The 15,819-nt window shown below is 69.0% G+C and carries 14 protein-coding genes; 1 reads left to right on the top strand and 13 read right to left on the bottom strand.

The window, feature by feature from the left end; translation table 11 throughout:
- Positions 1-5 precede the first annotated feature (5 nt).
- Genes infB through rimP form a run of 4 tightly spaced genes read right to left on the bottom strand, consistent with a single transcriptional unit; the run spans position 6 to position 5,578 of the window.
- Positions 6-2,738, bottom strand: a complete 2,733-nt coding sequence (infB, locus tag ACWPN5_RS01200; RefSeq protein WP_200477420.1) for a translation initiation factor IF-2 — start codon at positions 2,736-2,738, stop codon at positions 6-8.
- Between the two features lie 14 nt (positions 2,739-2,752).
- Positions 2,753-3,472 (bottom strand): RNA-binding protein, encoded by a 720-nt coding sequence (locus ACWPN5_RS01195; protein WP_145682950.1) that lies wholly within the window; start codon positions 3,470-3,472, stop codon positions 2,753-2,755.
- Between the two features lie 30 nt (positions 3,473-3,502).
- The gene (gene nusA, locus ACWPN5_RS01190) at positions 3,503-5,038 is read right to left on the bottom strand and encodes a transcription termination factor NusA (protein WP_145682948.1); all 1,536 of its coding nucleotides are present in this window, start codon (positions 5,036-5,038) and stop codon (positions 3,503-3,505) included.
- Positions 5,039-5,092: 54 nt separating this feature from the next.
- The gene (gene rimP, locus ACWPN5_RS01185; protein WP_014238849.1) at positions 5,093-5,578 is read right to left on the bottom strand and encodes a ribosome maturation factor RimP; all 486 of its coding nucleotides are present in this window, start codon (positions 5,576-5,578) and stop codon (positions 5,093-5,095) included.
- A 304-nt stretch (positions 5,579-5,882) separates the two neighbouring features.
- On the opposite strand from rimP, the gene ACWPN5_RS01180 reads away from it, so the two are divergent.
- Positions 5,883-6,197, top strand: coding sequence for an antibiotic biosynthesis monooxygenase family protein (locus ACWPN5_RS01180; protein WP_145682946.1), 315 nt, complete (start codon positions 5,883-5,885; stop codon positions 6,195-6,197).
- Here the strand turns inward: ACWPN5_RS01180 and trmB are convergent.
- The 9 genes from trmB to ACWPN5_RS01135 form a co-directional block, all read right to left on the bottom strand.
- Positions 6,175-6,885 (bottom strand): tRNA (guanine(46)-N(7))-methyltransferase TrmB, encoded by a 711-nt coding sequence (gene trmB, locus ACWPN5_RS01175; RefSeq protein WP_492293787.1) that lies wholly within the window; start codon positions 6,883-6,885, stop codon positions 6,175-6,177. The genes ACWPN5_RS01180 and trmB overlap by 23 nt on opposite strands.
- Before the next feature lie 87 nt (positions 6,886-6,972).
- Positions 6,973-8,142, bottom strand: a complete 1,170-nt coding sequence (gene metK, locus ACWPN5_RS01170; protein WP_145682942.1) for a methionine adenosyltransferase — start codon at positions 8,140-8,142, stop codon at positions 6,973-6,975.
- A 255-nt stretch (positions 8,143-8,397) separates the two neighbouring features.
- The gene (locus tag ACWPN5_RS01165; RefSeq protein WP_145682940.1) at positions 8,398-8,886 is read right to left on the bottom strand and encodes a helix-turn-helix domain-containing protein; all 489 of its coding nucleotides are present in this window, start codon (positions 8,884-8,886) and stop codon (positions 8,398-8,400) included.
- Positions 8,887-8,999: 113 nt separating this feature from the next.
- Complete coding sequence (gene lnt / locus ACWPN5_RS01160; RefSeq protein ID WP_492293785.1) at positions 9,000-10,616, bottom strand: apolipoprotein N-acyltransferase; 1,617 nt, start codon at positions 10,614-10,616, stop codon at positions 9,000-9,002.
- Between the two features lie 189 nt (positions 10,617-10,805).
- On the bottom strand, positions 10,806-11,723 hold the full coding sequence (locus ACWPN5_RS01155) for a hemolysin family protein (protein ID WP_186466051.1): 918 nt from the start codon (positions 11,721-11,723) through the stop codon (positions 10,806-10,808).
- A complete protein-coding gene (ybeY, locus tag ACWPN5_RS01150) occupies positions 11,720-12,250 on the bottom strand; it encodes an rRNA maturation RNase YbeY (protein WP_145676368.1) in 531 nt (176 codons plus the stop codon). Before ybeY ends, ACWPN5_RS01155 begins: the two co-directional genes overlap by 4 nt.
- Positions 12,250-13,266, bottom strand: coding sequence for a PhoH family protein (locus tag ACWPN5_RS01145; protein WP_247888286.1), 1,017 nt, complete (start codon positions 13,264-13,266; stop codon positions 12,250-12,252). Before ACWPN5_RS01145 ends, ybeY begins: the two co-directional genes overlap by 1 nt.
- A gap of 92 nt (positions 13,267-13,358) precedes the next feature.
- Complete coding sequence (gene miaB / locus ACWPN5_RS01140) at positions 13,359-14,708, bottom strand: tRNA (N6-isopentenyl adenosine(37)-C2)-methylthiotransferase MiaB (RefSeq protein ID WP_247888725.1); 1,350 nt, start codon at positions 14,706-14,708, stop codon at positions 13,359-13,361.
- A gap of 254 nt (positions 14,709-14,962) precedes the next feature.
- Entirely contained in the window at positions 14,963-15,796 is an 834-nt protein-coding gene (locus tag ACWPN5_RS01135; RefSeq protein ID WP_492293782.1) for a lysophospholipid acyltransferase family protein, read from the bottom strand.
- Positions 15,797-15,819 lie beyond the last annotated feature (23 nt).

Below are 15,819 nucleotides of genomic sequence, written 5' to 3'. Positions count from 1 at the left end.
CGGGCTTACAGCTCGCGCGCCACCTCCTCGATCTCAAAGGCCTCGATGATGTCGCCGGCCAGGATGTTGTCGTAGTTCTCGAAGGCCATGCCGCACTCGTAACCCTCGCGCACTTCCTTGACCTCGTCCTTGAAGCGCTTGAGCGTCTTGAGCGTGCCCTCGTGGATGACGACGTTGTCGCGCAGCAGGCGGCAACCGGCGCCGCGCTTGACGGTGCCCTGCGTGACCATACAACCGGCGACCTTGCCGACCTTGGTGATGTTGAACACCTCGCGGATCTCGGCGTAGCCGATGAAACGCTCGCGCAGGGTCGGCGACAGCATGCCGGTCAGCGCCGCCTTCACGTCGTCGATCACGTTGTAGATGATCGAGTAGTAGCGGATCTCGACGCTGTCGCGCTTGGCCATGTCGCGGGCCTGCGGGTTGGCGCGGACGTTGAAGCCGATGACCATCGCGTTGGAGGCGTTCGCCAGCGTGATGTCGGACTCGTTGATCGCACCCACCGACGCGTGCAGCACGCGGACCTTGACCTCGGTGTTCTCCGCCGTGAGCTTCTCCAGGGCGTTGGAGATCGCTTCGATGGAGCCCTGCACGTCGCCCTTGATGACGACCGGCAGTTCCTTGGCCTCGCCGGCCTGGATGCGGCTGAACATGTCCTGCAGCGAGCCGCGGGCCGACGCCGCGTTGGCGGCTTCGCGCTTCTTGCGCTGGCGGAACTCGGCGATCTCACGGGCGCGGGCTTCCGACTCGACGACGGTGAAGTCGTCGCCGGCGAGCGGCGTGCCGTTGAGACCGAGCACCTCGACCGGGCTGGCCGGGGCGGCCTGCTCGACGCTCTGGCCGCGGTCGTTGACCAGGGCGCGGACGCGGCCCCATTCCGACCCGGTGACGAAGACGTCGCCGACCTTCAGCGTGCCGCGCTGGACCAGCACGGTGGCGACCGAACCGCGGCCGCGCTCCAGCTTGGCCTCGACCACGACGCCCTCGGCGGTGCGGCCCGGGTTGGCCTTCAGCTCCAGGATTTCCGCCTGCAGGAGGATGGCCTCCTCCAGCTTGTCCAGGTTGCGCTTGGCCTTGGCCGACACTTCCACGGTCTGGATGTCGCCGCCCAGCTCTTCCACGACCAGCTCGTGCTGGAGCAGTTCCTGGCGGACACGGTCCGGCTTGGCGTCGGGCAGGTCGATCTTGTTGATGGCGACGATGATCGGAACCTTCGCGGCCTTGGCGTGATGGATCGCCTCGATCGTCTGCGGCATGACGCCGTCGTTCGCCGCCACGACCAGCACCACCACGTCCGTGACGTTGGCGCCGCGGGCGCGCATCTCGGTGAAGGCGGCGTGGCCCGGCGTGTCGATGAAGGTGATCTTCGCACCCGACTCCAGCTGCACCTGATAGGCGCCGATGTGCTGGGTGATGCCGCCGGCCTCGCGGCTGACCACGTCGGTCTGGCGCAGCGCGTCGAGCAGCGAGGTCTTGCCGTGGTCGACGTGGCCCATGATCGTGACGACCGGGGGACGCGGCACCAGGGCCGTTTCCGCATCGTCGTTGAGGCGCAGGCCGACCTCGACGTCCGCCTCCGACACGCGGCGCACGCGGTGGCCGAACTCGGCGATGATCAGTTCCGCCGTGTCGGCGTCGATCGTCTGGTTGATGGTGGCCATCACGCCCATGCGCATGAGCTGCTTGATCACGTCGGCGCCGCGTTCCGCCATGCGGTTCGCCAGCTCCTGGACGGTGATGACCTCGGGCAGCACGACGTCGCGGGTCACTTTCTGCGTCTCCTGACGGCTCATCTGACGGAGCCGCTCGCGCTCACGGGCACGGCGGACGGCGGCCAGCGAGCGCGTGCGCTCACCACCCTCGTCGCTCAGCGCCTGCGAGACGGTCATCTTGGAGCCCTTGCGGCGGTCGGCGCCCGGAGCGGCCTTGCGGACCGGAGCCGGAGCCGGAGCCTTCTTGTTCCCGGGCTTGCCGCGGCGGTCGTCCTCTTCCTCGCCGAAGCGGGGAGCGGCCGGAGCGCCCGGACCACGGGCGGCCGGAGCCTCCGTGGTGGCCGCGGTGCGCGCACCGGCGCCACCGGCGGCCGGACGGGCGCCGGCGCCCTGCGGACGGGCCGGTTCGCTGTCCTTGCGCTTGGCCTCGTCGGCCTCCTTGCGCTTGGCTTCCTCTTCCTGGCGGCGACGCTCGGCCTCCTGGGCCTTAGCGCGCTCCGCCTCCTCGATGCCGCGCAGCTCGGCCAGCTCGCGCTGGCGCAGAGTCTCGGCGTCGAGAATCTCCGGCTCCGCCTCGACCACCGGGGCCGGCTGGGAGGCCGCCTCCTCGGCGGCGCGGGCGGCAGCCTCGGCGGCCAGGACGGCGGCCTCGGCCTCCTCCTCGGCGCGGCGGCGGTTGTCTTCAGCCGCCCCCTGCAGGGCGCGGATGCGCGCCTCGCGTTCCTGGTTGGTCAGTTGACGGACGGCGCCGCCGCCACCGCCACGCTGGCGCTGGCCCGGCCCACCCCGGACGGGGATGCCCTGGGCGGCCTGACGCGCGGCGGCGCCGCCGTCGGCCACGCCCGGCAGGGCGCCCTTCTCCACGGCCCGCTTACGCTTGACCTCCACGGTCACGGGCTTCGACCGGCCATGGGAGAAGCTCTGCCGGACCTGGGTCTCGACCGGCTTCTTCAGCTCCAGCTTCCCTTTGCCGGAGCCGGAGAGGTGCAAGACTTTCTTTTGGTCCTGGTCGTTGCTGTCGGTCATCGGTTCCCGAATGGTCAGACGTTGCTTACGTGGCCGGCCGGCGCGGAGCCGGCGACAAAGCCTTTGATACCCTTGAGACGCGCGGAGTCGCGTGCCAATCCCTTGGCCAGCTTCCCGCGCGCCACCACCGCATGCACGGCGTTTTCCCGTCCCAGGGCCGCGGCCATCGCCGCAGCGTCGAACAGGTCCACGACCGGCATATCCGGCGCCAGCGCTGTGATCTTGCCCCGCTGGTCGGGCGAACCGTCGCTGGCCTCGACCAGCAGATAGGGCGGTCCGGCGCGTCCGACCTGGTTGGTCTTCAGCGCCTCGCGCACCTTTTCGTATCCGGCCAGAGCCTGCCCGGCCCGGCGTGCCAGCCCGAAGGCATCCAGGCACCGCCGTTCCAGCAGCTTCTCCAACCGTTCCACCAGATCGGGCGGGACGCGCACCGCGCGCCGCGCCGCCTTGGCGAACATGTTCTTGGCAATGGCCTTCGTGAAGGCCGCCTTGTCCCCCGACAGCCAGAGGCCGCGGCCCGGAAGCCGTTCCTCCAGATCGGGCACGATCTCGCCGTCGGGTGATACCACGAAACGGATCATGCCGTCTTTCGGTTGCACGGTTCCGGTGGCGATGCAGCGGCGCAGCGGGCCTTTTTCCAGGTCCGCCGGCAGCAGCGCCTCCCCTTCGGCCGCGAGGCCGTCCGGTTCACCGTCCGCCGGAGTCTGTTCGTTCCTGTCGCTCAGCCCAACCATCCGTACCGTTTGTGCGTCCTAAGTCCCGGCTCAGCTCTGCGCCGCCTGGTCGTCCGCCGAGGGTTGCGCCGGGGTGGGCGCGCCTTCCTCGCCGTCGAACCAGTGGGCACGGGCGGCCATGATGATCTCGTTGGCCTCGTCTTCCGTCGGGGCCTCCTTGCCGAGAATGTCGCGCAGCTCGTCCGCGGCGAGATCGGCGAGGTCGTCCATCGTCTTCACGCCGTTCTCACCCAGCTTGACCAGCAGGGTGGGGCTGAAGCCGGTGACTTCCGCCACCGCGTCCTCGACGCCGAGCGCTTGGCGCTTCTCGGTCATGCGGACGTCCTGCTCGTCGAGGAAGTTCAGGGCGCGCTGCTTCAGCTCTTCCGCCACGTCCTCGTCGAAGCCCTCGATCTCGGCCAGCTCCTCGGTCTCGACGTAGGCGATCTCCTCCACCGTGGTGAAGCCTTCGGCGACCAGGAGATGGGCGATCACGTCGTCCACGTCCAGCGCTTCCATGAAGAGCTGCGAGCGGGTGCGGAATTCGTCCGAGCGGCGCTCCGACTCCTCCTGCTCGGTCAGGATGTCGATGTCCCAGCCGGTGAGCTGGGTGGCAAGCCGCACGTTCTGGCCGCGGCGGCCGATGGCCAGCGACAGCTGGTCGTCGGGCACCACCACCTCGATGCGGCTGTTGTCCTCGTCCATCACGACCTTGGCGACCTCGGCCGGGGCCAGGGCGTTGACGATGAAGGTCGCCGGCTCCTGGTTCCACTGGATGATGTCGATCTTCTCGCCCTGCAGCTCGCCGACGACCGCCTGGACGCGGCTGCCGCGCATGCCGACGCAGGCGCCGACCGGGTCGATGGAGCTGTCGTTGCTGATCACCGCGATCTTGGCGCGCGAGCCCGGGTCACGAGCGACCGCCTTGATCTCGATGATGCCGTCGTAGATCTCCGGCACTTCCTGGGCGAACAGCTTCGCCATGAACATCGGATGGGTGCGCGACAGGAAGATCTGCGGACCGCGCGCTTCCTCGCGCACGTCGAAGATGTAGGCGCGCACGCGGTCGCCGTTCTTGAAGTGCTCGCGCGGCAGCAGCTCGTCGCGGCGCAGGATCGCTTCGGCGCGGCCCAGGTCGACGGTGACGTTGCCGTACTCGACGCGCTTGACCAGACCGTTGACGATCTCGCCGGTGCGGTCCTTGTATTCGTTGAACTGGCGCTTGCGCTCCGCGTCGCGGACCTTCTGGACGATGACCTGCTTGGCCGTCTGGGCGGCGATGCGGCCGAAGTCGATGGGCGGCAGCGGATCGACCAGGAAGTCGCCGAGCTGGGCGCCGGGCTTGCGGCGCTGGGCGTAGGCGAGGGTCACCTGGGTCGCCTCGTTCTCCACCGCCTCGACCACCTCCAGGTGGCGGGTCAGGTGGATGTCGCCCGTCTTGCGGTCGATGCGGGCGCGGATGTCGTGCTCGTGGCCGTACTTGGAGCGCCCGGCCTTCTGAATCGCCTGCTCCATCGCCTCCAGGACCTCGTCCCGGTCGATGTTCTTTTCGCGGGCAACCGCGTCAGCGACTTGCAGCAGTTCCATCCGTCACACTTCCTGGACTGGCGTTTGTTCTTCGAGTGAAGCCCGGAGCGGCCGTCAACCCTGGCCCTGGCTGGCGCGGATCAGTTCATCCGTCAAAACCAGTTTGGCGCGCAGGATGTTGTCGAACTCCAGCCGGGCGGCTCCCTGTTCCGATTCGATGCACACGAGGCCGTCGTCGACGCCCTTCAGCATGCCCTTGAAGCGCTTGCGGCCATCGACGGCGAGCCGGGTCTCCAGCTTGGCCTCGAAACCGGCGAAACGCTCGAAATCCTTCAGACGGGTCAGCGGCCGGTCGATGCCGGGCGAGCTGACCTCCAGCGTGTAGGCGCTCTTGATCGGATCTTCAACGTCGAGCACCGCGGAGATCGCGCGGCTGATGTCGGCGCAGTCTTCGACCGTCATGGGCGCGCCGTCGGCGCGTTCCGCCATGACCTGCAGAACCATGCGCTGCCCACCGGTCAACTGCACACGCACGAGTTCGTAGCCCATGGCCTCGACCGACGGCGTGATGATCTGCTCGATACGACCGGTTGCTTCCATTCCACCTGACCCGCCCCCGCGGTCTCCCCTGGCACAGCGCCCTGGGACCAACACGAGGATTCCATACGCTGATAAAAAAATAAGTGGGCCAAGGCCCACCCGCAAAGCGTCCCGCCGGCCCGGTTTCCCGAGCCGCCGATCCGTATGGGTTCATGCGGTGAATATAGACATTCCGGAGCAGGCCGCAAGCGCTTTTCCGCAAAGTCCTATGCCCGGGCCTTGGTGGAGGGCTTTGGCCGGGGTATCGTCAAGCCCTCGGCGGCCGCCGTGCCGCCCGGAAAACACCCTCGGAACGGAGTCCGCCATGATCCTTGAAACCGCCCTCCTGACCGTCAGGCCCGGCCAGGGCGCGGCCTTCGAACGGGCGATGGCCGAGGCTCAGCCCTTGATCGCCGCGACTCCGGGCTTCCTCGGGCTGGAGCTGCGCCCCTGCCTGGAGGCGCCGGACCGCTATCTTCTGCTCGTCCGCTGGGAGCGGCTGGAGGACCACACCGAAGGTTTCCGGGGATCCGACCGCTACGCCCGCTGGAAGGCCCTGCTCCACCACTTCTACGACCCGTTCCCGGTGGTGGAGCATTACGGCGCGCCGCTGGTGTCTACCCCCGCGCCTTCCGTATGAAGCGCAGGAAGACCGGCTTGCGCCCGGCCTCGATGGCCTTCTCCTCATAGCGGGTGGGCGGCCATTCCGCGATGCGGTGGCGCCAGTCGGACGGGCCGCGGGCGGTCCATTCGAAATCGGGGTGGCGAACCGTGTGCTCCAGCATCCAGCGCACCAGCCCCATGTCGTCGCTGGCCAGACGCAGCTCCGCCCCGTCCTTCAGCACGCGCGCGAGGCGCGGCAGGTTGTCCGGGCCGATGAAGCGGCGCTCCCAGTGGCGCTTCTTCGGCCAGGGATCGGCGAACAGCACGAAGGCGCGCCCGATGGAGGCGTCCGGCAGGGCGTCGAGCAGCGGACGGGCGTCGTCCGGCAGGATGCGGACGTTGTCCTGAACCTTCTCGTCGTCGACCAGCTTGAGCAGGCCGGCCACGCCGTTGATGAAGGGTTCGGCGCCGATCACGCCCACGTCGCGGTTGTTCGCCGCCTGCCACGCCATGTGGTGGCCGCTGCCGAAGCCCACCTCCAGCCAGATGTCGCGCATCGGGGCGGCGAACAGGGCGTGGGGATCGATGCGGTCGCCCGGCTGCGGCACCGGGATTTCCAGTGACGGCAGGAGCCCGTCGAGCAGCTCGGTCTTGCGCTTGCGGAGCGGGCGCCCCTTGCGCCGCCCGTAGAGCCTCTTGGACGAGTCCAGGAAGGAGTCGGTCATCGTGACAACAGGGTCCCAAAACAAGTGCAGGGGCCGCATGGCCCCTGCATCCCGGACGGACGGGTCCGGTCTTGGAAGAAGCCGCTCTTAGAAGAAAGCGGCGCGCAGGTCGTTGACGAGGTCGGTCTTCTCCCAGGAGAAGCCGCCGTCGGCCTCGGCATCGCGGCCGAAATGGCCGTAGGCGGCGGTGCGCGCGTAGACCGGACGGTTCAGGCCCAGATGCGTGCGGATGCCGCGCGGGGAGAGGTCCACCAGCTTCTGCAGGACCTCCGACAGCCGGTCCTCGTCCACCGTGCCGGTGCCGTGGGTGTCGACATAGACCGACAGCGGCTTCGACACGCCGATGGCGTAGGAGAGCTGGATCGTGCAGCGCTCGGCCAGGCCGGCGGCGACCACGTTCTTGGCGAGGTAGCGCGCGGCGTAGGCGGCCGAGCGGTCGACCTTGGTCGGGTCCTTGCCGGAGAAGGCGCCGCCGCCGTGCGGGGCGGCACCGCCGTAGGTGTCCACGATGATCTTGCGGCCGGTCAGGCCGGCGTCGCCGTCCGGACCGCCGATGACAAAGCGGCCGGTCGGGTTGACGTAGAAGTTCGCCTCGTCGCACATCCAGCCCGCCGGCAGGCAGTTGAGGACGTGCGGACGGACGATCTCGCGCACCTCCTCCTGGGTCAGGCCGTCGGCGTGCTGGGTGGAGACCACCACCGCGGTGGCGCGCACCGGCTTGCCGTTCTCGTACTGCAGCGTCACCTGGCTCTTGGCGTCGGGGCCGAGCTGCGGGGCGGCGCCGGAGTGGCGCGCCTCGGCCAGCGACTTCAGAATGGCGTGGCTGTAGTAGATCGGCGCCGGCATCAGGGCCGGGGTCTCGTTGCAGGCGTAGCCGAACATGATGCCCTGGTCGCCGGCGCCCTCGTCCTTCTCACCGGCGGCGTCGACGCCGACCGCGATGTCGGCGGACTGGGAGTGGACGAAGCACTTGACGTCCATCTTCTCCCAATGGAAGCCGTCCTGCTCGTAACCGATGTCCTTCACCGCGGCGCGGGCGACCTGGACCAGCATGTCGGGGGTGATGCTCTCGGGCCCACGCACCTCACCGGCCAGAACGATCTGGTTGGTGGTCGCCAGCGTCTCCACCGCCACGCGGGCGTAGGGGTCGTGCGACAGGTACAGATCGACGATCGCATCGGAGATGCGGTCGCACACCTTGTCCGGATGGCCTTCGGACACGGACTCGCTGGTGAACACGTAGTTGAGCTTGGCCACGACGAACCTCGGCAATGGGCGGGGGCTATTCAACAAAAGTTTTTTGGGAGACCGGCGCAGCACCCACGGAAAGCCAGTCGTTTGCCGTATGTGGCAAGGTTTGCGTTTCAGGTCAAGCGATCTCCCCGCGGTTGGAGGAGTCGGGGGGAAATTCCCCTTAGAAACGACATCGGGGAACGGGCCGGTTGGCCGCGTTCCCCAATCATCCTGCCGTCCGGATTGCTTCCGGTTGTTCGGCTCGCGTCTCTGAAGCGTTTATTCGGCCGCTTCGACCATGCCGGAATTGGCAACGGCCTTGGTCAGCTCGAACAGGCGCTTGCGCACCGACGGGTCGTTGATGCGGTAGTAGGCGCGCACCAGTTCCAGCGTCTCGCGCTTGGCCATCGGATCCGGCTCGTAGCCGCCCGAACGCTCCTCGAAACCGGCGGCGCCGCCCTCCTCGTCATCGACCGGAGCCGCGGCGGCTTCCGCCGGCATGTCGTCGAAGAAGAAGGAGACCGGCACGTCCAGGACGCGGCTGAGGTCGAACAGGCGCGACGCGCCGATGCGGTTGGCGCCGCGTTCGTACTTCTGCACCTGCTGGAAGGTCAGGCCGATGGCCTCGCCCAGCTTCTCCTGGCTCATTCCGAGAAGGGTCCGGCGCAACCGGACGCGGGAGCCGACGTGAACGTCGATCGGGTTCGGCTTGCCCGTCTTGGGGCGGCCGGCAGTGGCCCGGCGGCCCCGCGTTTCTGTTGCTGGCATTGCTCTAATTCCCTGAAACAGTTGTGCAACCTTGATACGACATATCCATGTATGCAGTCAAGCGCGCCCGAGCGCTCCCGATGCGCGTGATTGAAAAAAGAGTCTCGGTTGCGCTAACCGCGATGTCGTGCGCGCAGGCCCACCGCGAAACAGGTCAAAAGAAGCAACCCAAACGCGCCATCGCCCACACGTCCGTAGAGAGTGGGGGTGGGCAACGCCTCCGGCAAGGCCGCATCGACCACACCCCTGTAACCAAGCGGGAGCATGGCTGTGATGCGGCCGTGGGAGTCCACGACGCCGGAGATGCCGGTGTTGGCGACGCGCACCAGCGGCATCCCCTCCTCGACCGCGCGGGTCCGGGCGATGGCGAAATGCTGGTAGGGGCCGGCGGTGTTGCCGTACCAGGCGTCGTTGGTCAGGTTCAGCATCCAGCGCGGCCGGGTGGCGCCGTCCTGCGACGCCGGCAGCACGGCGCCGGGAAAGATCACCTCGTAGCAGATCAGCGGGCTGACCGGCGGCAGGCCCTTGAGGTCCAGCGACACCGGCCCCGGCCCGGCGGAGAACTCCGCCCCGTTGCCGGCGATCGCCCCGACCGGCAGCCAGCGGCGCAGCGGCATGTACTCGCCGAACGGCACAAGGTGGAACTTGTCGAAGCGCCCGGTCACCGCCCCGCTGCCGTCCACCGCCGCCAAGCTGTTGTAATAGAGCGGCTCGCCCTCCGGCCCGGCCTCCATCCGCGGCACCCCGGTGATGAGCAGCCCGCCGGGCGGGGTGACCGACCCCAGCGCCTGGCGCAGGCGGGCGTCCTGGTCGAGGAACAGGGGCACCGCGGTCTCCGCCCAGATCACATGGGTGACCGGCGCGGCGGTTGTGGAGTCCGCGGCGGCAGCGACGGAGAGTTCCATTTGCTGCTGGACGTTGCGCACCCGCTCGCCCGCCGCCCATTTCAACCGCTGGTCGATGGCCGGCTGGACGAGCCGCAGCCGCACGTCCGGAACCGTCGCGTCCGACGCCCCGGCCAGCCGCAGCCCGCCCCAGGCACCCAGCGCCGCGAACAGCGCCAGCCCGGCGGCCAGCGCCCCCCAGGCGCGGCGGCGCGGCACCGCCGGATCGGCCAGCGCCACCGGCAGCGCCGCCACCAGCACGGTCAGCAGGCTGAGGCCGTAGACGCCGATCAGCGAGACGCCCTGCAGAACCGGCAGGACGCCCGTCCAGCCATAACCGATCAGGTTCCACGGGAAGCCGGTGAAGACATGGCCGCGCAGCCATTCGAACAGCGCCCAGGAGGCGGCGAACAGAACCGCTTTCCCCAGCCCCTGCCCCAGTCCTCGGCCCCGCAGCGTCCAGACCAGCAGCGTGGCGAAGCCGGTGAACATCGCCAGCAGGATCGGCAGGCCCGCCGCCGACAGCGGCAGAGCCCACCAGAAACGCTCGATGTCGGTGAACAGAGCCGCGCTGATCCAGTAGAGGCCGAGCAGGTGATGGCCGAAGCCGAAGAACCAGCCGACCGCGAATGCCTGCCGCCTGGTCCGCGCGCCGTCGAGCAGCCAGAGCAGCCCCGGAAAGGCGATCAGCAGCAGCGGCACCGCATCGGCCGGCGGCAGCGCCAGCGTCGCCAGCCCGCCGAACCCCGCCGCCGCCAGCAGCCGGCGCCAGCCGGTCAGACCGGCCAGACCCGCGGACAGGCGGCCCAGCCGGGCCGGGGTGGTCGTCATGTCGGTGGCGGTCAAGGGGTGGCACTCCGGATGCGGATGGGCTGGAGAGGCGATTGTGCCGGGCTGGAAACGGCCTCACCACGAAGACACGAAGAGAGGCACAAAGAGGCGCCCGCTTCGCCGGTCGGTCCGGGGATGCGGTGGAGCCTCTTTGCGCCGTCTGTGTGTCCTTCGTGCCCTCGTGGTGAAAATACCCGCGGGGTCTTACCCGACCTCGGCCAGAGCGGAATTCTCGGCGGGAGCGGTGCGGACGCGCAGCCGCTTGATGCGGCGGGGGTCGGCCTCGACGATCTCGAATTCCAGCCCGGAGGGGTGGATCAGCGTCTCGCCCTTGCCCGGCACCCGCCCGGCCATCGACACGACGAGACCGCCGAGCGTGTCGATGTCCTCGCGCTCCTCCTCGGTGAGGAAGGCGCCGACGCGATCCTCGAAATCCTCGATGGAGACGCGGGCGTCGGCGATGATCGAGCCGTCGGGACGTTCCACGAAATGGGGAGTCGCCTCCTCGTCGTGCTCGTCCTCGATCTCGCCGACGATCTCCTCGACCAGATCCTCGATGGTGACGAGGCCGTCGATGCCGCCGAACTCGTCGACCACCAGCGCCATGTGCTGGCGCTTCTGGCGCATCTGCACCAGCAGGTCGACCACCGGCATGCTGGGCGCGACGATGCTGAGATCGCGCACGATGTCCTTGAGTTCGACCGGCGTCCGGCTGGCCATCGCCACGATCACGTCCTTGATGTGGACCATGCCGACGACGTCGTCGAGCGTTTCACGGAACACCGGCAGGCGGGAATGGGCGTCCTCCGCCATGCGCTGGACGAGGGCGGGGAACGGGGTGTCCACCTCCACCGCCACGATGTCCGCGCGGGGCACCATCACGTCGTCGACGGTGCGGTCGCGCAGTTTCAGGATGTTGGCGAGCAGGGCACGCTCGGCCGCCCCCAGCGATCCCTCGCCGCTGTCCTGATCCTCGATCAGGTCTTCGATCGTGGCGCGCAGGGTGGCGTCGTCGCGCCCCCCCAAAACGGTCCTCATCCACCCGCGAAACAGGTGGCCCAAGGATTGCTGATCTTCGGCCCCGTCTTCACGGGGCGTTCGACTGTCGGAAATCTCGCTCATCGGTCCGGTGGTTGTTCGTCCAGGTTCGGCTCTCCGGGCGGAGAGCGCGTGGCGGCGTACGGATCGGCGATTCCGAGGGTGGCGAGCACGTCGGTTTCGAGCTGCTCCATCTCCTCGGCCTCGTCATCCGTCTCGTGATCATACCCGAGCAAATGAAGAACGCCATGCACCACAAGGTGGGTCATATGGTCCGAAGGTGTTTTACCCTGCTCGGCGGCTTCACGGGCGACGGTCTCCCAGGCCAGGATCACGTCGCCCAGCATGACCGGCGCGTCCTCGCCCAGTTCGGGCTCCTCCGCCTCGGTCAGGGCGAAGGACAGCACGTTGGTCGGCTTGTCCTTGCCGCGGTATTCGCGGTTCAGGCGGTGCACCAGCGCGTCGTCGGCCAGCACGACGGACAGCTCCGCCGGCCCCTCATCCTCGTCGTAGGTGACGGAGAGCGCAGCCAGCGCCGCCTGTTCGCACAGCCATTCGGCGTTGTCCGCCCACTCGCCCGCTTCACGTGAAACGACGACGTCGACGGCCATCACGGTGTTCCCTCCCCGTCCGGGGCCGGCCGGCGCCGGCCGTCGGCGCGGGTGCCCCGGGCACGGTCCTCCGCGGCCCGGTCGTTCTCGGCGCGGGCGCCCTCGGCACGGTCATAGGCGCGGATGATGCGGGCGACCAGCGGGTGGCGCACCACGTCGGCGGCGGTGAATTGGACGAAGCGGATGCCCTCCACCCCTTCCAGGATGTCCAGCGCCTCGCGCAGGCCGGACTTGGCGCCGGCCGGCAGGTCGGTCTGGGAGATGTCGCCGGTGACCGCCATGCGGCCCCCCTCGCCCAGGCGGGTGAGGAACATCTTCATCTGCATCGGCGTGGTGTTCTGCGCCTCGTCCAGGATGACGAAGGCGTTGGCGAGCGTGCGGCCGCGCATGAAGGCGAGCGGCGCGATCTCGATCTCGCCGGACTCCAGCCGCTTCTTCACCTGCTCCGCCGGCAGCATGTCGTGCAGCGCGTCGTAGAGCGGGCGCAGATAAGGATCCACCTTCTCCTTGAGGTCGCCGGGCAGGAAGCCCAGCCGCTCCCCCGCCTCGACGGCGGGGCGCGACAGGATGATGCGGTCCACCTGGCCGGTGGTCAGCAGCGCCACCGCCTGGGCCACGGCGAGGTAGGTCTTGCCGGTGCCGGCGGGGCCGAGGCCGAAGACCATCTCGCTTTCCGCCAGCGCCTGCAGATAGGCCGCCTGCATGGGGGAGCGCGGGGTGATGGCGCCCTTGCGGCGGGTGCGCACCGCAACCTCGCCCCGGCTGAGCGTCGCCAGATTCTGGTCGCGCACCGCGCCGCCGACGCCGGTCGCCATGCGGACGGCGGCGTCCACCTCGCCGGTGCCGACGGTCATGCCGCGCTTCAGGCGCTCGTAGAGGGCGTCGATGGCCGAACGGGCGGCTTCCGACGATTCCGCCGGGCCGGCGATGGTCAGCGTGTTGCCGCGGGAGATCAGGGAAACGCCCAGCTGGTTCTCAATGCGGGCGAGGTGGCGGTCATGCTCCCCGTACAGCATCGGCAACAGCCGGTTGTCGTCGAAGTTCAGATCAATCCGTTGATCTGGGCGTTGATCGGAGCGCTGGTCAGGGCGCTGATCGGGCAAGCCGTTCAAACGGTCGCCTCCACGGGTTGCGTGCCGGTGGCGGAGCTGCGGTATTCACCGGTCGCCACGCTGCCGGCAAGGCTGTTCGGATGGGCCGCGTCGATGCGCACCGCGACGATGCGGCCGAGCAGCCGCTCGTTGGCCTCGGCGTGCACCGACTGCAGAAAGGGGCTCTTGCCCAGGAGCTGGCCGGTGCGCTTGCCGACGCGGTCGAACAGGACCGGCACGGTGCGCCCGACGAAGCTCTCGTTGAAGGCCTGCTGCTGCGCGTTCAGCAACTGCTGGAGCGCGGCCAGACGGGCCTCCTTGACATCCTCGGGCACCTGGGCGTGCTCCAGCGCCGCCGGGGTGCCGGGGCGCGGGCTGTACTTGAAGGAATAGGCCTGGGCGTAGCCGACGTCGGTGACGAGGCGCAGCGTCGCCGCGAAATCGGCGTCGCTCTCGCCGGGGAAGCCGACGATGAAGTCGCCCGACAACGCCAGATCCGGCTTGGCGGCGCGCAGCCGGTCGACGATGCGGCGGTAGTCGTCCGCCGTGTGCTTGCGGTTCATCGCCGCCAGCACGCGGTCCGACCCGGCCTGCACCGGAAGATGCAGGTAGGGCATGAGCTGCGGCACCTCGGCGTGGGCGCGGATGAGGTCGTCCTCCATGTCGCGCGGGTGCGAGGTGGTGTAGCGGATGCGCTCCAGACCGTCGATCTCGGCCAATTCGCGGACCAGCCGCCCGAGGCCCCAGGTGGTGCCGTCCGGCCCCTCCCCGTGCCAGGCGTTGACGTTCTGGCCGAGCAGGTTGATCTCGCGCGTGCCGCCGGCGACGAGGCGCCGGGCCTCCGCCACGATCTGGGCGCCGGGCCGCGAGAACTCGGCGCCGCGGGTGTAGGGCACCACGCAGAAGGTGCAGAACTTGTCGCAACCCTCCTGCACCGCCAGGAAGGCGGAGACGCCCTGGCTGGCGCTCTCGTCCGGCAGGAAGTCGAACTTGGACTCCACGGGGAAGTCGGTGTTCAGCACGCTGCCCGCCTTGCGGCTGGCCTTGGCGACCATCTCCGGCAGGGTGTGGTAGGTCTGCGGCCCGAAGACCATGTCCACGAAGGGGGCGCGGGCGACGATCTCCTCGCCCTCGGCCTGGGCGACGCAGCCGGCCACCGCGACGATCATCCGGCCGTCGCCGGCCTCGGCCTTGACGTCCTTGAGCTGGCGCAGGCGGCCCAGCTCCGAGAACACCTTCTCGGAGGCCTTTTCCCGGATGTGGCAGGTGTTGAGGATCACCATGTCGGCGCCGTCCGGCTCGTCCACCGGCCGGTATCCCAGGGGTGCCAGGACATCCGCCATGCGGGCGGAGTCGTAGACGTTCATCTGGCAGCCCCAGGTCTTGATGAAGAGCTTCTTACCCAACGATCCCTTCCACAGCGCTGAACGATCCGACCAACCGCGATCGCGACCAATGCAAAAACGCGCGCCAGGACGGCACCGCATCGAGCGGCGCTATCCGGCGCGCGACCCGCCGCGTCGCGGCGTCGCACCCTGCCGATATGGTAGCACGAGTGCGGGAAAACGAGTCAATCGTGCCCGCGCGGCGTCTTTCCATTTCGCGGTGTGGAAAGTTCCCGTCACGGCGTCGCGGCGGGCAGCGGCTTCCCGGACACCGCGCGCTCCACGCCCCGCGCCACGGCGCGCTGGCAATGATCGGCCAGGGCCTTGCGGCTGGAGAAGCCGTCGATGGTCACCGGGGGATGGAACTCCACCTCCACCGTCATGCGGCCCAGCGTGAAGACCGTCCACAGATGGGGGGCGAGATCCATGTCGCCATACCACGCGTAACAGGGACGGAAGGCGATCCCCATCGGGATGCCGTCCAGCCGCGTCGGCGCGATGCTGACCGGCTGCACGGTCAGCGGCCGGTCCCCGATGCGCCGGGCGGCCACCGCGAACAGCGCCGTCTTGAAGGGGAGCGTGCGGTTGCCGTCGCTGGAGGTGCCCTCGGGAAACAGGATCAGGCTGTCGCCGGCGTCCAGCCGGGCGCCCAGCTCGTCGCGCTGCTTTTCCACCCCGGAGCGGGCCTTGCGCTCCACGAAGACGGTCTGCTGCAGCTTCGCCAGCGCCCCGAAGAAGGGCCAGCCGGCGACCTCGCTCTTCGCCACGAAGGAGCCCGGAATGACCGACCCCAGCACCGTGATGTCGAGGTAGGAGGAATGGTTGGAAACGAACAGCACCGGCCCGTCCGTGGCGCGCTCGCCGCGCACCACGACGCCGATGCCCAGGATGGCGGCGCAGACCCGGTGGTAGAAGCGCGGTATCCGGAAGCGCAGCGGCGAGCGCACAGCGACGGCCAGCGCCTGCACCGGAACCAGCAGGAGTGTCCACAGCACATAGACTGCCAGACGCAGGCCGCCGCGCACCGGCGATCCCAGGGCGCGCGCACCGGTTGCATCCACCGCCGTCATGCCACCCGTCTCCTGATGCAATC

The organism is Azospirillum sp. UENF 211521 (assembly GCF_058780535.1).
Note: the sequence above shows the minus strand (reverse complement) of the source record. Positions and strands in the feature narration are given on the sequence as shown.